At 66.4% G+C, this 18,503-nt stretch carries 14 protein-coding genes; 5 read left to right on the top strand and 9 right to left on the bottom strand.

The features are described 5' to 3' along the window. The 5 genes from ABQ137_RS04625 to ABQ137_RS04605 all read right to left on the bottom strand — a co-directional run. Positions 1-808: DUF6607 family protein (locus ABQ137_RS04625; protein WP_349781357.1), on the bottom strand; the 808-nt coding region annotated here is incomplete at its 3' end. Between the two features lie 27 nt (positions 809-835). Next, positions 836-1,468 carry a Hemin transport protein gene (locus tag ABQ137_RS04620; protein ID WP_349781355.1) on the bottom strand — a complete coding sequence of 211 codons (633 nt, stop codon included), beginning with the start codon at positions 1,466-1,468 and terminating at the stop codon, positions 836-838. Between the two features lie 5 nt (positions 1,469-1,473). After that, entirely contained in the window at positions 1,474-3,705 is a 2,232-nt protein-coding gene (locus tag ABQ137_RS04615) for a TonB-dependent hemoglobin/transferrin/lactoferrin family receptor (RefSeq protein ID WP_349781353.1), read from the bottom strand. 156 nt (positions 3,706-3,861) lie between these two features. Further along, entirely contained in the window at positions 3,862-4,101 is a 240-nt protein-coding gene (hemP, locus tag ABQ137_RS04610) for a hemin uptake protein HemP (protein ID WP_024938306.1), read from the bottom strand. Between the two features lie 330 nt (positions 4,102-4,431). Beyond that, complete coding sequence (locus ABQ137_RS04605) at positions 4,432-5,400, bottom strand: potassium channel beta subunit family protein (protein WP_349781351.1); 969 nt, start codon at positions 5,398-5,400, stop codon at positions 4,432-4,434. Positions 5,401-6,268: 868 nt separating this feature from the next. Here ABQ137_RS04605 and ABQ137_RS04600 point away from each other — a divergent pair. From ABQ137_RS04600 to ABQ137_RS04585, 4 genes are all read left to right on the top strand, one after another. Next, positions 6,269-7,567, top strand: coding sequence for a NupC/NupG family nucleoside CNT transporter (locus tag ABQ137_RS04600; protein ID WP_054591385.1), 1,299 nt, complete (start codon positions 6,269-6,271; stop codon positions 7,565-7,567). A 78-nt stretch (positions 7,568-7,645) separates the two neighbouring features. Beyond that, a complete protein-coding gene (locus tag ABQ137_RS04595; RefSeq protein ID WP_046345734.1) occupies positions 7,646-8,602 on the top strand; it encodes a ribokinase in 957 nt (318 codons plus the stop codon). 453 nt (positions 8,603-9,055) lie between these two features. Further along, positions 9,056-10,054 carry a tRNA dihydrouridine synthase DusB gene (gene dusB / locus ABQ137_RS04590; protein ID WP_349781348.1) on the top strand — a complete coding sequence of 333 codons (999 nt, stop codon included), beginning with the start codon at positions 9,056-9,058 and terminating at the stop codon, positions 10,052-10,054. Between the two features lie 28 nt (positions 10,055-10,082). After that, positions 10,083-10,910: a class I SAM-dependent methyltransferase gene (locus ABQ137_RS04585; protein WP_024938309.1), complete on the top strand. Its 828-nt coding sequence runs from the start codon at positions 10,083-10,085 to the stop codon at positions 10,908-10,910. 59 nt (positions 10,911-10,969) lie between these two features. On the opposite strand, the gene ABQ137_RS04580 is transcribed toward ABQ137_RS04585, so the two are convergent. Continuing rightward, a complete protein-coding gene (locus tag ABQ137_RS04580) occupies positions 10,970-12,058 on the bottom strand; it encodes a metal-dependent hydrolase (protein ID WP_054591386.1) in 1,089 nt (362 codons plus the stop codon). 233 nt (positions 12,059-12,291) lie between these two features. Next, positions 12,292-13,098 (bottom strand): UDP-2,3-diacylglucosamine diphosphatase, encoded by an 807-nt coding sequence (locus tag ABQ137_RS04575; protein ID WP_047129583.1) that lies wholly within the window; start codon positions 13,096-13,098, stop codon positions 12,292-12,294. Positions 13,099-13,546: 448 nt separating this feature from the next. On the opposite strand from ABQ137_RS04575, the gene metK reads away from it, so the two are divergent. Next, complete coding sequence (metK, locus tag ABQ137_RS04570) at positions 13,547-14,758, top strand: methionine adenosyltransferase (RefSeq protein WP_024938312.1); 1,212 nt, start codon at positions 13,547-13,549, stop codon at positions 14,756-14,758. 570 nt (positions 14,759-15,328) lie between these two features. Here the strand turns inward: metK and ABQ137_RS04565 are convergent. After that, the gene (locus ABQ137_RS04565; RefSeq protein ID WP_503021187.1) at positions 15,329-16,651 is read right to left on the bottom strand and encodes a histidine-type phosphatase; all 1,323 of its coding nucleotides are present in this window, start codon (positions 16,649-16,651) and stop codon (positions 15,329-15,331) included. 593 nt (positions 16,652-17,244) lie between these two features. Then, a complete protein-coding gene (locus ABQ137_RS04560) occupies positions 17,245-18,447 on the bottom strand; it encodes an OmpA family protein (RefSeq protein ID WP_349781343.1) in 1,203 nt (400 codons plus the stop codon). Positions 18,448-18,503: the final 56 nt, after the last annotated feature.

Raw genomic sequence — 18,503 nt, 5'->3', positions numbered from 1 at the left:
CGTCCGGCTTGGTCTTCAGATGCAGGCCGGGTGGCGTATCGAGGAACCTTGCCCAGCGCGTGCGCACCTTGACCCAGTAGCCCTGGGTGCCCTTCCAGTACGCATAGGCCGGGGCGAAGTCGACCTCGGTGGTCTTGCGGTAATCGTTGAAACCGAACTCGCGCGCGATCGCTTCCTGGCTGCCGTCGGGCTTGCGCAGCACCTTGGTGTTGAACTGTTCGTGGGTCCAGCCGTTGGGCGTGAGCGTGTGGCGATTGATCACCGCGAGCGCGTTGTAATCGCTGCGCTTGGTGTACTCGCGGCGCGGCAACGGGCGCCAGCTCAGGTCGCTGGTCCAGGTGGGATGGCCGTCGGCATAGTCCCAGCGACCGGTGCCGCAATAGCGTGGCGCGTCGCTGACCTCGTAGACGCACTGGGTCCAGGCGCCGGTGGTGACTGCCGGCGGCAGCGCATGCACCGTCCAGGTCTGATCGGCGCTGAATTCGAAACGCTGCGGCGCCTCGTAGATCCAGTCCTGCCGCCAATGCTTGGTCACGTGCCTGCTCTTCTCGTCGACCAGCAGATGCTGCAACACCAGCTTGCGCGGTGAATCCTCCACCACGATCACCACTTCGCTGGCGCCGCTGCGCATGGCCGATGCACGCTCGTAACCGGGCTTGAGCAACACCGTCTCGTCGAAGGCAAAGTCCACTGCGTATTCGCCCTGCATCGCCAGGATGCTCTGCCGATCGCGCTGGGCGTCGGCGGCGGCAATCAACGGCAACAGGCTCAGCGTCAGTGCGATACAACGGGAAAACGTTCGGCTCATCGGAACTCTCGGGAGTGGTGGGAGACGTCAGCGGCGCAGGCGCACCAGCGACGTGGTCATGTCGGATGGGTTGTTGTTGCTGGATATGGCGGAGGCCGTGCGCAAGGCGGCAGCGCGCGCGCAGCAGCAATCGTCCACCGCCACGCGGCCGTCGATGCCCTCTTCGCGCGCCAGGCGTGCGGCAACCTCCGCACCCAGCGCCGACACGGTCGCCAGGCTGGCGACAAACGGCTGCTCGCGGGTGGCGGCGGCCTGCAGGCGCAGCGCGCTCAAGCGCCACGCCTCCCCACGCATGCGCCCGGCCAGACGACGCCACAGCCGCTCGCCGACGCCCAGCTCATGGTTTTCCATCGGCAACGGCGGCAGCCGCGAGACCAGGCGATCCCAGATCAGGAAATCGCTGTCAGGCAGCAGGCAGATGCGCCAGCAGCACTGCCCCTCGGCATCAAAGAACCAGATGCTCTCGCGCACGCCATCGCTGTCGACCTGCCGGCACGCCGCCGCATCCACCGCGTGCTGCCAGCCATCCAGTTCGTTGCCCAATGCGGGCCGGTACAGGCACAGCACCGTGCCCAACGCCGCCAACTGCTGCGGACGCGGCAGCGCGGCGCGGGTGGCACGTGCATGCGGCAACGACGGCAGCGGGCGGGCGATGGGCATGGCCGCTACCAGCTCACCGCCAGGCTGACCGAGGCGGTGCGCCCGGCGCCGGTGAAGCGATCGATCACCGTGCTGCTGGCCAGCGTGCCGTTGGGCAGCGCATTCCAGTCCACATAGCGGCGGTCGGCGAGATTGAAGATGCCTGCAGTGACCTTGGCACCGGGTGCGAACTCCCAATGCCCCAACAGGTCCAGCGTGGCGTAGCCGGCCGGGGTGTAATAGCTGTCCAGCTGCGGGCGACGCTTGCGCGCGACGAAGGTGCCGATCAGTTCCGCGCCCCAGGCATCGCTGTCGAAGGCCACGCCGAGCGTGCCGCGCAGCGGGTCGACCGAGTTGAGCGGGGTGTTGTCGGTGAGATTGTCGCCTTCCGCATACGCTACGGCGCTATTGAGCGACCAACCCTGCCAGCCGGCCAGCGCGCCCAGATCGATTCCGCCGCGCGCTTCGGCACCCTTGATCACCACATCGTCCACGTTGCGCGACTGGAACAGCATCAGCCCTTCGGCATTGAAGCCGGCCGGCGCATACGATTCGATGAAGTTGCGGTAGTCGGTGTAGTACACGCTGACACCCAGATAGCCGACTGCATCATTGAAACGCAGCCCGAGTTCGCCACCGCGGCTGGTCTCCGATTTCAGATCCGGATTGGCGATGGCGGTGTAGCGCGCCTGCAGATTGGTGAAGCCGATGTTGACGTCGTTGTACGGCGGCGCGCGGAAGCCGTGCGCGTAATTGGCATACGCCGACCACGCGTCCGAAAACCGCCACACCACACCGAACTTGGGAGACACCTGGGTCTCGTAGATGGTCTCGGCGGCAACGCCGGGATTGTCTTCGCGGAAGATGTCGTCCACCTGCGGCGACAGCCGGAAGTAATCCACGCGCACCCCGGGCGTCAGCGACAGCTGGCCATCGAACAGGCGGATCTCGTCCTGCGCATACAGCCCGAGCTTGGTGGTCTCGCTCTTGGGAAAATCGCGCACCGGGAACACGTCCTGACCGACGCGGTTGGTGATTTCGCCATTGGCCAGATTGACCGAGTAGCCATCGCGCTTGGCGCGGGTGTCGGTCCAGGTGCCGTCCAGGCCATAGGTGATGTCGTGGCTGAGCGTGCCGGTGTCGATGGTCTTGTGCGCGTTGACCAGCAGGCCGTACACGCGCTGATCGAAGTTGTGTTCGTTATGACGGCGGGTGTTGTTGCCGCGTAGCTCGTCGGTACGCTGCAGGCTCTCGCTGTCCTGGCGATACAGCTGCCACTGCAGGTCGTCGGCCAGTGCCCAATCCAATGCATCCAGCTCGTGGCGCAGCGAAACGCGCGCGCGGGTCTGATGGTCGCGTCCGTCCTGCGACAGGATGCGCAGCGATGGCGTGGTCACGCGCGGGTCGATGCCGGTCAACGCCTCGATGCTGCCGTAGTCTTCGTTGCCTTCCACGGTGAGCTTGAAGCGCTGCTGCGCGCTGGGCGCGTAGACCAACTTGGCGAGCACGCTGCGGCCATCGATGCGCTGCGGGTTGGCCGCGGTGCGGGTGAAATCGCGGCTGCGGTTGTCGCCCTGGTTCTGTGCCTCCTGGCCCTGGCGATGGCTGACAGCCACCATGCCGCTCCAGCGCTCGCCGCCGAACGCGCCGGTGGCACCGGCGAACAGGCCGTTCCAGTCGCCTTCATAGCCGAACTTGAGGCCGACATAACTGTGCTTGTCGGCGCTCAGGTAATCGGATGGATCCTTGGTGACGAAAGCCACCACGCCGCCCAGCGCGTCGGAGCCGTACAGGGAGCTGGCCGGCCCGCGCACCACTTCGACGCGCTTGAGCGTTTCCAGATCGACGAAGTTGCGATTGGCGTTGAGGTAGCTGCCGAAACTGAAGGTGTCCGACACCGGCACGTTGTCGACCAGGATCGCCACACGGTTGCCGTCCAGCCCGCGGATGCGGATGCCGTTGGCGCCGGTGAAGCGGCCGCTGGTGCTGGTCACCGACACGCCGGGCGTGTAGCGGAACAGATCCTTGAGCTCGCGCACCAGTTGGTTGTCCAGTTGTTCGCGATCGATCACATCCACGGTGCTCGGCACATCGACCAGGGCACGCTGGGTGCGCGTGGCGGTCACCTGCAACCGGTCGAAGTCGTGGACCTCACGCGCGGCGTCACCATTGGCGGCAAGGTCGGCAGCGTGGGCACTCAACGGAAGAGCGGGCAGCGCAAGCGACAGCGCGACCACCAGCGGATGCAGGCGAATCATCGGGAACCTTTGAGGGAAGTTCCCGGCAGCGTGTGCTGCAGACTAGGCCGCGACCGGCCGCCGGGAAAGAGCGTGGGATGCGCGGACGACGGCGGCAACGCCCGCGGCAGACAACCCGATCCCGGGCGCCACTGCGCGGAATCGGAGGGTAAAAACTTACTTGGTCAGGATGAGCTTGTCGTTGCTGGTGTGGCGCAGGCGATAGACGCGGTCGCCATGCTGGATCAGCACTTCGCGACGGCCTTTGAGCAGCGCCTCGCTGCTGATGAGGTCTTCTGCGGGGACGGCGCGCGGAGCAGCGCGGTCGCGCAGGTTGACCGGTTCGGAGCGGAGCAGCACGGGATGAGCGGTCATGATCTGGATCTCCAGTCGGTTGGCCAGACAAATAATAACCATTCTCATTTAATGATCAAGAGCCATTCTCATCTTCTTGACACGACCTTTGCATGGGTCAGGCGATTTCGATTCACCAATCCTATTGAAAAGATTCAGCCGCGATTTCTGATTGGGGTTTTCCGTGCACAGTTCGTGGCCTTGCTGATCACATCGGTGGTGAGGACTACGCTGGGCAAGCGCGAGGACTGAGCGGACGGCAGCACCTTGCGATGCATGGATTTGGCTGGCGTGCACGACCTGCCAGGTGCAACCTCTTATTCGCGTTGAGAACCAACAAACCAACGCAGCGCAGTCGACTGTCCCGCACGCATGCACGGCACAGGGCACTCCTCAGCGCGTCGCCCCCTCCACCCGTGCCCACCCGTCGGCATCGACCTGGGTCAGGGTCTCCAGCGCGCCGAGATTTTCTTCCAGCTGCGCGACCCGGCTGGCCCCCAGGATCACCGTGGACACGTGCGGGTTGCGCAGGCACCAGGCGATCGCCAGGCGTGCGGGCGACTGGCCCAGCTCGGCGGCCAACGCACAGAAGGCGCGGGTGCGTTCCAGGCGGCGCGCTTCCGGTGTGCCCAGCACTTCGTCCTGCAGCCACTGATTGCCCGGCTGGCCGAGGCGGCTGTCCGCGTCCACGCCGGCGTTGTACTTACCGGTCAGCAGGCCCGAGGCCAGCGGCGACCAGATCGTGGTGCCCAGCCCGCCCTCGCACAGCGGCGCGTATTCGCGCTCCAGCCGGTCGCGGTGCAGCAGGTTGTACTGCGGTTGCTCCATCGCCGGAGCGTGCAGGTGTTCCTGCTCGGCGATGCTGATGGCCTCGCGCAACTGCTCGGCGCTCCACTCGGAGGTGCCCCAGTACAACACTTTGCCCTGGCGGATCAGGGCATCCATGCTGCGCACAGTTTCGCGGATCGGCGTGTCCGGATCGGGCCGGTGGCAGAAGTACAGGTCCAGATAGTCCACGCGCAGGCGCTTGAGCGCGGCATGGCAGGCGTCAGTGACGTGCTTGCGCGAGAGTCCGCGCTGGGTCGGGCGCGGGCTGTCCACCGCGCCGAAGAACACCTTGCTCGACACGCAGTAACCATCGCGCGGCAGGCGCAGGTCGGCGATCACATCGCCCATCACCTCTTCGGCGCGGCCGCGTGCGTATACCTCGGCGTTATCGAAGAAATTGATGCCGTTGTCCCAGGCGGCGGCAATCAGGTTGCGCGCTTCGCTGCGCCCGATCTGCTTGCCGAAGGTGACCCAGGCCCCGAACGACAGGGCCGACAGCTGCAGCCCGGTGGACCCCAGACGACGGTATTGCATTGGCAGACTCCAACAACCTCCGCGGCGCCCTGCCCCGGATCGGCGTGCGCAGTGTAGGACGTGGTGCTGCCGGGGCGACAGGGTTGCGCGGCATCGATGCCGCTCAAGGTCCCATGCCGGCACGCGCAGGTACCACCGGTTCTATCGGTTCCGGAAAGAAGTGCGAACAGCCAGATGAGCTGCACGTTCTTCCTAGCGTCCATTCCTGGCGCGTGACGCCAGATGGATCGCTTACCGATCACAGCGGCCACGGAGTCCGCAGAGATCAACACGTGCTTGACGCATTGCTTGCCGATCAGCAGTGGCAATGCTGGGAGCGTGGTGTCGCGTCCGGGGGCGGGACCGTGTGGCGGCATGGATGCCGCCACCGAGCCTCCAGGGACGGATTCACGGCGTGTCCCGACGCCGGATGCGGCGCCGCGCCGCCGACCAACCACGCGCATGAGATCTTCAGGTTCTCAGTGCAAGCTCCGGTCTACCGAGGGCGCTTGCACGCGTACCGGCGTGGGACACGCCGCAAGTACGTCCATGTAGGCTCTGGCGCGGCATCCATGCCGCTCAAGGTCCCTCGCCGGTACGCGCGCAAGCACCACGGGTTTTGTCGACGGCTGACGGGAAAAGCGGCATCCGGTCGGCTGACCGTGCTTCGGGGCGCGGTCTTTGCGGGCGACGCTCGGCAGCGAATCGACGCCCCCCGATCAATGACCTTGCGCAAGCGCGGCTCGCCCGCCCGCGCGCAGGCAACTGCCCGCGCCCGCCCCGGCTCGCCTGCGGGCCAACGGGCGGGCCCTGAATGCTGCTCGCCTTGCCCACGGTCACCCCCTGCTCTAGGCTTCTCGTTTTGCCGTCAGCAGCCCCGGGGATTGGAATGGTCGAAGGTTTGGGAAGGATCGGTTTCGGCCTGTTCGGTCTGGCGGTGCTCATCGGCATCACCTGGCTGTTTTCGAGCAACCGCCGCGCGATTGACTGGAGGCTGGTCGCCACCGGTCTGGCGCTGCAGATTTCGTTCGCCGCGCTGGTGCTGCTGGTGCCGGGCGGACGCGACGTGTTCGACTCGCTGGGCAAGGGCTTCGTCAAGGTGCTGAGCTTCGTCAATGAGGGGTCCACCTTCATTTTCGGCAACCTGATGAACATCGACAGCTACGGCTTCATCTTCGCGTTCCAGGTGCTGCCCACCATCATCTTCTTCTCGGCGCTGATGGGCGTGCTCTACCACCTGGGCGTAATGCAGGTGGTGGTCCGCGCGATGGCGTGGGCAATCACCAAGGTGATGCGCGTGTCCGGTGCGGAAACCACCAGCGTGTGCGCCAGCGTGTTCATCGGCCAGACCGAAGCGCCGCTGACGGTGCGTCCGTACATCCCCAAAATGACCCAGTCCGAGCTGCTGACGATGATGATCGGCGGCATGGCGCATATCGCCGGCGGCGTGCTGGCCGCCTACGTCGGCATGCTCGGCGGCAGCGACCCCGTGCAGCAGGCGTTCTATGCCAAGCATCTGCTCGCTGCCAGCATCATGGCCGCGCCCGCCACCCTGGTGGTGGCCAAGCTGCTGGTGCCGGAAACCGGCACCCCGCTGACCCGCGGCACGGTCAAGATGGAAGTGGAAAAGACCACCAGCAACGTCATCGATGCGGCGGCAGCCGGCGCCGGCGATGGCTTGCGGCTGGCGCTCAACATCGGCGCGATGCTGCTGGCCTTCATTGCGCTGATCGCCTTGATCAACGCACCGCTGACCTGGCTGGGCGAGATCACCGGCGCCGCCGCACTGCTGGGCCGGCCGACCAACCTGTCGACGATCTTCGGCTACGTGCTGGCGCCGATCGCCTGGGTGATCGGCACCCCGTGGGTGGACGCGACCACGGTCGGTTCGCTGATCGGGCAGAAGGTGGTGATCAACGAGTTCGTCGCCTACAGCGAGCTGTCGCGTATCGTAAAGGGCGAAGTGCCGGGCGTTGGCCTGAGCGCGGAAGGTCGGCTGATTGCCACGTATGCGCTGTGCGGCTTTGCCAACTTCAGCTCGATTGCGATCCAGATCGGTGGCATCGGCGGGCTGGCACCGGAACGCCGTCACGATCTGGCCAAATTCGGCCTGCGCGCAGTGCTGGGCGGTTCGATCGCCACGTTCATGACCGCTACCATTGCCGGCGTGCTCTCGCATTTCGGTTGAGGCGGCGCGGGTTCATCGGCGTGACGGTCTAATCGCCGCACGCCACGTTTCATTCAGTCATTCAAGTCAAGGGTATTTATGAGTTCGGTCGTCGTTGTCGGGTCCTTCAATGTCGATCACGTGTGGCGCTGTGATGTCCTGCCTGCGCCGGGTGCCACCATCGCCGGTCGCTACAGCACCGGCCCGGGTGGCAAGGGCTTCAACCAGGCGGTCGCGGCCGCACGTGCCGGTGCCAGGACGCACTTCCTGTGCGCGCTGGGCGACGACGCCGGCGGCGCGCTGGCGCGCTCGCTGGCTGCGCACGACGGCTTTGCGTTGATCGCCGAGCCCAGCAATGAGCCGACCGGTACCGGCGGTATCTATGTCGACGCGCACGGCCGCAACACCATCGTGATCGGCGCCGGTGCCAACTCGGTGCTGAGCGCAGCGTTTGTGGACAACCAGCGCGCGCTGGTGGCCTCGTCCGGCGTGTTGCTGGCGCAGCTGGAATCGCCGGCGGAGACCATCGAATCGGCGCTGGCGCTGGCACGCGAATGCGGCGTGCTGACCGTGCTCAACGCCGCACCGGCCAATGCGCCGACCTCGATCGGCCTGCTCAAGCTGTCGGACGTGCTGACGCCCAACGAAACCGAATTTGCGGCCCTGCTCGGCCGCCACGTCGGCGAACGCATCAATGCCGACGATGTGGCGGCGCTGGACGGCAACACGCTGCATTCGCTGTGCCGCAAGCTGCTGCCGGGCGGTACCGTGGTGGTGACGCTGGGATCGGTGGGCGCCTTCATCTCGCATGCGGAAGAACAGCTGCGCGGCGACACGGCCGCGCATTACCGCGTGGGCGCGGAAAGCGCGCAGACGGTGGACACTACCGGCGCCGGCGACGCCTTCAATGGCGCGCTGGTAGCCTCGCTGGCGCAGGCGCCGACTGCCAGCTTCGTCACCCACGTGCGTTTTGCCACCCGCTACGCCGCGCGCTCCACCGAAGTGGAAGGCGCCGCCACCTCGATGCCGCGCATGGTGCCCGAACCGGCCGTGTGATCCGCACGCTTCAAGCAAACAACGAAGGCGACCGCAGCGATGCGGTCGCCTTTTGCGTTCAAGGCGTCGGCATACACAGGAGACTGCTTCGATCCGCGAACGGCATGTCGAGGCCTGTCCATCGACGGACGCCGCCAGACCCGCTGCGCCGGAGCTTCGATCTTCTTCATCGGATAGCAGTCTGGGCGGCAGGACCCGGCGTGATGCCGCGTCGGGCACCCGTACGCTCATCCGGCGCTGACGCGACACCGTCTCCCGACGGGAGAGGAGTTGGGGTGAGGGTACGGTCAGCCAGCAATCTCGCCGCTGCCCTCGCTCTACTGGTCACCTGACCCACACAGCAACCGCACAAGACCGAAGGCCGGAACTGCTTTCCCGATTCCCGATTCCCGATTCCCGATTCCCGATTCCCGATTCCCGAATCCCGAATCCCCACCCAGCTACAATGCCACCATGCAGATCGGCCCCTACTCCATCGACCCGAAAGTGATCCTGGCCCCGATGGCTGGCGTCACCGACAAGCCGTTCCGGCTGCTGTGCAAGCGGCTGGGCGCCGGGCTGGCGGTGTCGGAGATGACCATCTCCGACCCGCGCTTCTGGGGCACGCGCAAATCGCTGCACCGCATGGATCATGCCGGCGAGCCGGATCCGGTCAGCGTGCAGATTGCCGGCACCGAGCCGCAGCAACTGGCCGAGGCGGCGCGCTACAACGTCGACCACGGTGCGCAGCTGATCGACATCAACATGGGCTGCCCAGCCAAGAAGGTCTGCAATGCCTGGGCCGGCTCGGCGCTGATGCGCGACGAGGACCTGGTGGCACGCATCCTCAGCGCGGTGGTGCAGGCGGTGGATGTGCCGGTGACCCTGAAGATCCGCACCGGATGGGACTGCGATCACCGCAACGGCCCGACCATCGCGCGCATCGCGCAGGACTGCGGGATCGCCGCGCTGGCCGTGCACGGGCGTACCCGCGATCAGCATTACACCGGCACTGCCGAGTACGCCACGATTGCGCAGATCAAGGCGGCGCTGCAGATTCCGGTGATCGCCAATGGCGATATCGACTCGCCGCAGAAGGCGGCGCAGGTGCTGCGCGAGACCGGCGTGGATGCGGTGATGATCGGGCGTGCCGCGCAGGGGCGCCCGTGGATCTTCGGCGAGGTGGCGCATTATCTGTCCACCGGCGAGCTGTTGCCGCCGCCGTCGTTGGCGTTCGTGCGCGATACCCTGCTCGGCCATCTGGAAGCGCTGCATGCGTTCTACGGGCAGCCGCAGGGCGTGCGCATCGCGCGCAAGCATCTGGGCTGGTACGCCAAGAATCACCCGCAGAGCGCCGACTTCCGTGCAGTGGTCAATCGCGCCGAAACGCCGGAAGCGCAGCTGGAACTGACCCGCGCGTATTTCGACGCCTTGATCGCCGGTGTGCCGCCAGCGTTGTCGGTTGCCGCCTGAGTTTTCCTGCGTTGTTGGAGCTGCAGCCATGACCGCACCAAGCGACACCCCGACCTATCTGCATGGGTTTTCGTCTACCGAACAGGCACGCCTGCTCAAACAGGCGCGCCTGCTGGAAGCCACGCTGTTCAACCAGATCGACTACAGCGGCGCACGCCGGCTGCTGGAAGTGGGCAGCGGCGTGGGCGCGCAAACCGAAATCCTGCTGCGCCGCTTTCCCGACCTGCACGTCACCGGCGTGGATCTGAGCGAGGCGCAGTTGGGCGCGGCACGCGCCAATCTGGAACGGCTGGCATGGTGCCGCGAGCGCTACACGCTACAGCAGGCCGATGCCAGCGATCTGCCGTTCGAGGCGCGTCAGTTCGATGCGGCGTTCCTGTGCTGGGTGCTGGAGCATGTGCCCTCGCCTGCGCGCGTGCTCAACGAGGTGCGGCGTGTGCTGCTGCCGGGCTCGCCGGTGTATGTCACCGAGGTGATGAACGCCTCGTTCCTGCTGCATCCGTATTCGCCCAATCTGTGGCGCTACTGGATGGCCTTCAACGATTTCCAGCACGACCAGGGTGGCGACCCGTTCGTCGGCGCCAAGCTGGGCAACCTGCTGCTGGCCGGCGGCTTTCGCGATGTGCACACCGAGATCAAGACGCTGCATCTGGACAACCGCGAGCCGGGCCGGCGCAAGACCATGATCGGGTTCTGGGAAGAAGTGCTGCTGTCGGCGGCCGACCAGTTGCGCGAGGCCGGTGCGGTGAACGCAGACACCGTGGATGGCATGCGCCGCGAACTGGCGCAGGTGCACAGCGACCCGAACGCGGTGTTCTTCTACTCGTTCGTGCAGGCGCGCGCGACAGTGTATTGAGCCAGCGGGCTGCTCGGGCTTACTACGTCCGCGTTGCCGAGCGCCCCCGCCAAGCAGGCCTACCGAGCTGCCGGAGCAGGCGTGGTGGCGTGTTCCAGATCGCCGGTCAGCACCGTGCCGGCGGGCTCGTGCCAGATACGGCGCCACATCTGCGCCAGTACCTCACCAATTTGATCGCGCGCCACTGGCGCGCGGTAGGCGGCCTGGATCTGTCGCGGCGTAATCGGCTGCCACTGCCCGTCTTGACGGTGGGCCACCACGAAGTTGAAGTTGTAGTCCGGCTCCAGACCCATGCGCAGGTCGCTGAGCATCAGCTCGTCATCGACCAGGCGTGCGCGCATGAAACCGCGATTGAACCAGGTCAACCGGCGCACCGCGTCGAAACCGGCCACCTCGCCCAGGGCCTGGGTGTTGCTGGAATAGCCGCGAAACTGCATCGGGCCCTTGTCGGCCACCAGCGAGCGTTCGCCGATCACATAACCGTTGGGCGTCATCGCCACCACGCGCCACAGCAAGGTGTTGAGCGGCATCGGCACCGAGAAACGCGGCGCATCCTTCAAGCCGAGCGCGGCCAGTGCACGGTCCGCTTCCTGGTCGACCAGGTGCTTGGCCAGCAACGACCAGCCCAGATAGGCGGAGCTGAGCGCCAGCCCGATCACCAGCGCGTGCTGCGCGAGCGGCCGCGCGCGCGCAAACCATGCCACCGCGCAGGCCAGCAACAGCCATAGCGTGTAGGCCGGGTCGATGATGAAGACGCTCGACCACATTGCCGGATGCGGCTGCAGCGGCCACCACAGCTGGGTCCCGTAGACGGTGAAGGCATCCAGCAGCGGATGCGTGATCAAGGCCAGCTGGATCGCCCAGAACCAGCGCTTGGGCGCAGTGGCCACGCGCCCGTTGCCGTAACGGCGAAACATCCACCAGATCAGCCAGCCCAGCAACGGCAGCACGAACAACGAATGGCTGGCGCTGCGATGCACCGTCATCAGCGTGACCGGATCGTCGGTCAGCGGCAGCAATACCAGCGCATCGAGATCGGGCAAGGTGCCCAGTGCGGCGCCGGCCAACAGGGCTGCACGGCGCTGTCCGGCCGGTGCGATGGCGGCAGCGACGGCGCCACCAAGAACGATCTGGGTCAATGAATCCATCGGCCGATGCTAGCAGGACGGGCATCGTCCAGTGCCATCACGTGCGTTCCGGCCGGCCGGCAGTCAGCCAGTAGCCGCAGTGCTCGCATCGCGCTGCGGCTCGCGGTCGAAAACGGCGCTGCAGCCGCCGTCCGCAGTCCTTGCACCAGGACAGCGAACGCTGCACGCCGCGCACGTCCGATGGCACATACCGGCAGCTGCGGTCTGCCGGCAGCTGCTGCGCCTGGCCAACCTCACGCCGCGCGCTGCTGCGCGGCATGAGGTTGCGGCGCCAGCTCGGCCAGCACGTCGCCGTGATGGTTGACCAGTTGCAGTGCGCCGGACTGCGTTTCGCGCAGCGCCGTCAGGCTCTCCACCCAGTCGCCGGTGTTGGCGTAGAGATGGCCGGCCTGCATGCGCAGTGCGGCGCGATGGATGTGCCCGCAGACGATGCCGTCCAGATCGCGACGCACCACATCGGCCAGGCCGGCCGCCACGAAGCGGCCGATGTAGCGCTCGGCCGCACCGCTGCGGCGCTTGAGAAACTCGGCCAGCGACCAGTAGCGCATGCCCAGGCGCCGCCGCAGACGATTGGTCAGCTGATTGCCGGTGAGGATGCGGTAATAGAGCCAGTCGCCAAATCGTTCCTGCAAGCCGCCGAAATGGGTTTGCGCGTCGTAATCGTCGCCGTGGGTGACCAGCAGCCGGCGCCCGTCCAGCAAGGTGTGGACGCTGCGTCGGCGCACCTGCATGGCCGGCATTACCAGACCACAGAAGCGGCGGATGGCACGGTCGTGGTTGCCGGGCACGTAGATGATCTCGGTGCCGCGCCTGGCCTGCGCATGCAGGGCGGCGATCACCTGCTGATGCGCCGCATCCCAGACCGCGCGCCGCTGCGACATCCACCACAGGTCGATGATGTCGCCGACCAGATACAGGGTCTGGCAACGCTGGCGGCCGATGAACGCGGCGATCTCGGCGGCATGGCAGTGCCGCGAGCCCAGGTGCAGGTCGGACAGGAACAGGGCGCGGACGGGAGGGTGCAATGTGGACACGTGCATGCGGACATCTCCAGGGCAAAAAATGTCGACCGCGATCGGGCGCTGCGCAGGCAGGCTGCGTGCGCCGCCCGCAGGCATCGGCAGCGCGCTGACACAGATGCGCCCCGCAGCAAGCCGCGGCGTAGCACTGCAATCGGACGCGCGCATCCCGGCTCGTGGTCGCCATGGCAGCCATGCGCCCCTCGCCCCGGCACGCTGTCCGACGATATGGCTCATTCCCCTCCAGCGGCGTGGCTGCACGCAGCCATGCCGCCAGGCACGCGCGCATGCTGACAGTTCAGTACGACCGCTGCATGGCAAGCTGACGACACCCGGATGACCGTGCAAACCCCCGCCACGACACGGGTTTAACGCCACAGCGGGCTGTTCAGGCGCACAATGCACAGGGTTGTCGGACGGTGTATCATCCGCACCCATCTTTTCATCCGAATCAAGGGATATAAGCCTGATGTCCAGCTACCTGTTCACCTCCGAATCGGTCTCCGAAGGCCATCCGGACAAGATCGCCGACCAGATCTCCGACGCAGTGCTGGATGCCATCCTGGCCCAGGACAAGCGCGCCCGCGTGGCGTGCGAGACGATGGTCAAGACGGGCGTGGCGATCGTTGCCGGCGAAGTGACCACCAGTGCCTGGATCGACCTGGAAGCGCTGACCCGCAAGGTCATTCTGGACATCGGCTACAACAGCTCCGACGTCGGCTTCGACGGCGAGACCTGTGGCGTGCTCAACCTGATCGGCAAGCAGTCGCCGGACATCAACCAGGGCGTGGATCGCAAGAACCCGGAACAGCAGGGCGCCGGCGACCAGGGCCTGATGTTTGGTTACGCGACCAACGAGACCGACAGCCACATGCCGGCCGCGATCCATCTGGCGCACCGCCTGGTCGAGCAGCAGGCCAAGATCCGCAAGAAGAAGAACTCGGCGCTGTCGTGGCTGCGTCCGGACGCCAAGTCGCAGGTCACCCTGCGCTACGAAGACGGCGTTGCGACCGCGATCGACGCGGTGGTGCTGTCGACCCAGCACGATCCGGGCATCAAGCAGAAGGATCTGGTCGAGGCCGTGCGCGAGGAAATCCTCAAGCCGGTGCTGCCGGCCAAGTGGCTGCACAAGGGCACCAAGTTCCACATCAACCCGACCGGCAAGTTCGTGATCGGCGGGCCGGTGGGCGATTGCGGCCTGACCGGCCGCAAGATCATCGTCGACACCTACGGCGGCTGGGCGCGTCACGGTGGCGGTGCGTTCTCCGGCAAGGATCCGTCCAAGGTCGATCGCTCGGCAGCCTACGCCGCGCGCTATGTGGCCAAGAACGTGGTGGCTGCCGGCCTGGCCGACCGTTGCGAAGTGCAGGTCTCCTACGCCATCGGCGTGGCCGAGCCGACCTCGATTTCGGTCACCACCTTCGGCACCGGCAAGATCGCCGACGAGCAGATCGAAAAGCTGATCCGCAAGCATTTCGACCTGCGTCCGTTCGGCATCATCCAGATGCTCGACCTGATCCACCCGATGTATCAGCAGACCGCGTCCTACGGCCACTTCGGCCGCAAGCCGAAGGACTTCTCCTACACCGACGCAACCGGCGCGCAGCACACCGCCACCGCGTTCTCGTGGGAAAAGACCGACCGTGCCGACGCCCTGCGCGCCGACGCCAAGCTGAAGTAAGCCAGCTGCTCCTGCGGGAGTGAAACTGGCAAGAAGTGCAGATGGGCCGCTGATGCGGCCCATCTGCGTTTTGGCGGAATGCGTACCGTCATCAAGGCTTGCGTGGGAAGCATCGCCTGCCGATCAGCAGTGGCAACGATGGGAGCGCAGTGCCGCGTCCGGGGGTGGGGCCGTGTGGCGGCATGGACGCTGCCACCGAGCCTCCAGGGACGGATTTACGGCGTGTCCCGATGCCGGATGCGGCGCCGCGCTGCCGACCAACTCCGCACATCGATCGATCTTGCGCACGACATCTGGCGTTTTCATGCGACTGCTTCGGTCTACTGCGGCCGCTTGCACGCGTACCAGCGTGGGACACGCCGCAAGTACGTCCATGTAGGCTCTGGCGCGGCGTCCATGCCGCTCAAGGTCCCACACCGGTACGCGCGCAAGCACCACCGATCATCGTCGGCAACTGAGAGAAAAGCGGCCTTCGGTTGACTGGTCGTGGCCTGGATCTTGTTCCATCGGTTCCATGCGGATGCTTCGATGAGCTGAAGGTGCCTGCACATCGCAGCCCCGGCATTGCGTTCAAGGCTCACGTTGCAACTGTTGCTCCAACGCCTGAGCGAACGCCTTCAACGGGCACGCCATCCGTTGCTCGCCTGTGCATAGACCCAAGGCCAGTTCCTGCTGCAACGGCGGGTGCGCTAGATCCAATGGCGCCAGCGTCCGCAGTTGATCCAGCGATTGCGCAAGATACCGCGCATGCACCACCTGCTGCCCATTCGGTTCGCGCCATAGCTCCAGCAGCAACGCGCCGCCCGGCGGCGGATCGTCGGCACCGTAGCCGGGGAGATGAAAGTGCACGCCCAGCAAACCGCTCAAGGCAGCGATATGCGTATCGCTGCCAACGAAGACCGAGACCTTTGGCGCCTGCATATCGCCGAAGCGCTGCAGCACTTCGCGCGCCAGCGGTGCGCCCGAACGTGAGGCCATGTAATGCGGGCGCGCGTAGATGTCGAACAACAAGGCGTGCAGGCGCGAGACCTGCGCCAGCCGCTCGGGTGTGGCGCGGCCCCAGCCGACCTGCGACAGCGGCAGGCCTTCGGCGTATTGCAGCAGCAATACCTCGCCGGTGCCGGAGGTCAGGTCGATCGGCCCACCCAGGGCCAGGCCGCGCCCGTTGGCCGACGGTGCCAGCGTGGACGGCATCTGCGCGAAGTCGCAGGGGGTGCGCGTGCAACCCAGGATCTGCTGCATTGCCTGCAACTCGGCTGCGTGCCCTCGCAGCAATGCGGCGGGGCCACCGGTTTGCTTTTCGATCGCCGCAACCGCCGCCGTGCCATCGAACGGCACCGCGCCGGCTTCGATCGGGCGGAACAACGGATCGTTGCTGCCGGCCTGGCGATGTCCGGCGACGATCCCGCAGCCTGGTGCCAGCGCCTCGGCCAGCAAGGCGCCGCTGTCGATGGTGCGCTGATCGGTATTGGCCCAGACCGACACGCTGCCTGCTGCCGGGCATCCGCTACGCGGCAACACGCCCTGCTGCGCCAGCCATTGACGCAGATAGTCGCCGCTCAGCTGCACACCGATGCGCCCGTGTGGCGTCAGCAGGCTGGCCGGTGTGGACCATTGCGGCCATGGCGCGTCGGCATAGTGCGCGGCAGCGGCTTCGCCTTGCAGCGGTGCGCGCACGCCGTGCCGGAAGACAGCCACCACGCGTTCCAGCTGTGCGGTCTGCGCGATTGCGGGCGCCCCGGGCGGACGCGGCGTGCAGCCGATCAGCAGCAGCGCGCCGAGTGCGAGTGCCGGCATCCGCCATCGCGGCCGCAGCGCTGTCGTCGAACGTGGCCTGACGCCTGCGTGCAACGGCGCGACGATCCTGCACGACGGCAACGACGCGATCCCCATCGCGTCGCTGCCGTCATCGCCTGCGGGCGTCTGTTCACCACCCTGCCCCGTTTTCTTCGCTTGCCTGAAACCCATACCTGTCGGTCATCCGGTTGTTCATCGCGGAATTTACCGGGCCAATGTGCAAGGCAGACGACACCTGGCGGAACTTATCCAACATGTCCGGGAAGCTGCCACGCAGCGATGAATGCTCCTAAGCAGTCGCACGGTTGCGGTGCCAAGAGCGGACAACACAAGAAAGCTGGCGGTCGTCAGGTGGGTGCGGAGGGTGCGCTCAGAATCGAAATGTACGAATAGGTCCATACCGCTTCCGAGCACCGGCAGCGCCTCACCTGACGGCGGCGCAGTCGGTGTGTTGGCCGCTCGAAGCTCGGCATCAGCCTTGTACACCCGCAACTCACCGCATGGTGCGCCGCTTTGAGTAGATCCCCCGCGCACCGACCATCAGGACGCACTGCGCGAGGCCGCGCCGCGCTGACATGAGGTGGACCGGCATCCGTCCATCGACACACGCCTGCGCGGCGCGCCAGCTATCCGGGACCGTCGTGCTCCTGCGCCTGCATGCGACTGTATGCGTGCAGATCGGCCCGCACTCAGGTGCGCAGGAAGATTTCCACGCGTCGGTTGAGTTGTCGCCCGCCGGGGTTGTCCTGTCCATCCAGCGTATTGGGTGCCACCGGTTGCGATTCGCCATAGCCTTTTGCGCCGGCCGACTGCGCGGCACCGCGGGTGCGTAATGCGGCCAGCACCGCCTCGGCGCGGCGCTCGGACAGCGCCTGGTTATAGGCGTCGCTGCCCTTGGCATCGTTATGCCCGCGAACCTCCATGTCCTTGGCGCTGACCTTGCCGAGTGCGGCCGCCAGCACGTCGAGTACGCGCGCGGCGTCGGGGCGGATTTCGGCCTTGTCGAAGTCGAACAGGATGCGCTCGTTCAAGGTGATCAGATAGCCGCACGGTGCGCCGGGAAGTGCGAACTTCTGCAGCAGCGGGAAGCGCCCGGCCGGCGGCACCTTCGGCAGCGGCGGCATGCGCACTTCGCGCGGCGGGGTACCGACGGTGCCGGTGCCATTGCCGCGGTTCTGCACCAGTCCGTCCGGGCCGTTCCAGGTTCCCGAGCCGTCGGCATTGATGGTGATCAGACCGCGCGGGCCGTTCCAGGTGCCGCTGCCATCGCCGTGGTTGTCGACCAAGCCACTCTTGTCGCTGTTCCAGGTGCCTGCCCCCTTGCCATCCAGACTGATCAGGCCGGCCGGGCCGTTGTAGGTACCGGCGCCGCTGGCCTGGACCTGGATGATCGCGTCGTCGCCACCGGCGCCGCTGGCGTTGATGGTGCCGCTGCCGTCGGCATTGACGCGGATCAGGCCGCCGTCGAAGTTGGCAGTACCGCTGCCATCGGCCTTGAGGTCGAACAGCCCGCCGTCGCCGTTGCGCAGCAGATTGCCGTTGGCATCGACGCTGGTGATGCCGGCATCGTTGATCAGGCTGCCGCCATCGCCGCAGCGTGCCGGCGTCACGCTGACGCCTTCGATCGGGTCGAGAATGTCCTGCAGCGAGGCCTCCAGTGCGCGCTGCGCCGGGGTCACGCCGGCAATCTCCGGCACCACGATCGACGGGATGGCCGGGAATTCGGGCACCGCTTCATCGGCGACCGGTGGCGATGCGGATGGAGGCGCTGCGGTCTGCGCTGCCGGCGGCGTGGCACTCACAGGGTCGGCCGCCTCGCGTTGACCTTCGCCGCGGCCGCAACCGGCCAGCAGCAAGGGCACCCAGATCACTGCCGACAGCGTCTTGCGCATTGCGTCTTCCCTGGTTCGAGCGTGTTCGAGAACCGCCTGATAGCACGGGCCAGGTA

It is taken from the genome of Xanthomonas sp. WHRI 8393, assembly GCF_040203315.1.
Classification (GTDB): domain Bacteria; phylum Pseudomonadota; class Gammaproteobacteria; order Xanthomonadales; family Xanthomonadaceae; genus Xanthomonas; species Xanthomonas arboricola.
This window is presented reverse-complemented; position numbering and strand designations above follow the sequence as displayed.

Coding starts and splice junctions, on each gene's coding strand:
- hemP (WP_024938306.1), bottom strand. CDS start 4,101: ATGGTTATTATTTGTCTGGCCAACCGACTGGAGATCCAGATCATGACC.
- ABQ137_RS04600 (WP_054591385.1), top strand. CDS start 6,269: ATGGTCGAAGGTTTGGGAAGGATCGGTTTCGGCCTGTTCGGTCTGGCG.
- ABQ137_RS04585 (WP_024938309.1), top strand. CDS start 10,083: ATGACCGCACCAAGCGACACCCCGACCTATCTGCATGGGTTTTCGTCT.
- ABQ137_RS04575 (WP_047129583.1), bottom strand. CDS start 13,098: ATGCACGTGTCCACATTGCACCCTCCCGTCCGCGCCCTGTTCCTGTCC.
- ABQ137_RS04565 (WP_503021187.1), bottom strand. CDS start 16,651: ATGGGGATCGCGTCGTTGCCGTCGTGCAGGATCGTCGCGCCGTTGCAC.
- metK (WP_024938312.1), top strand. CDS start 13,547: ATGTCCAGCTACCTGTTCACCTCCGAATCGGTCTCCGAAGGCCATCCG.
- ABQ137_RS04615 (WP_349781353.1), bottom strand. CDS start 3,705: ATGATTCGCCTGCATCCGCTGGTGGTCGCGCTGTCGCTTGCGCTGCCC.
- dusB (WP_349781348.1), top strand. CDS start 9,056: ATGCAGATCGGCCCCTACTCCATCGACCCGAAAGTGATCCTGGCCCCG.
- ABQ137_RS04595 (WP_046345734.1), top strand. CDS start 7,646: ATGAGTTCGGTCGTCGTTGTCGGGTCCTTCAATGTCGATCACGTGTGG.
- ABQ137_RS04580 (WP_054591386.1), bottom strand. CDS start 12,058: ATGGATTCATTGACCCAGATCGTTCTTGGTGGCGCCGTCGCTGCCGCC.
- ABQ137_RS04560 (WP_349781343.1), bottom strand. CDS start 18,447: ATGCGCAAGACGCTGTCGGCAGTGATCTGGGTGCCCTTGCTGCTGGCC.
- ABQ137_RS04620 (WP_349781355.1), bottom strand. CDS start 1,468: ATGCCCATCGCCCGCCCGCTGCCGTCGTTGCCGCATGCACGTGCCACC.
- ABQ137_RS04605 (WP_349781351.1), bottom strand. CDS start 5,400: ATGCAATACCGTCGTCTGGGGTCCACCGGGCTGCAGCTGTCGGCCCTG.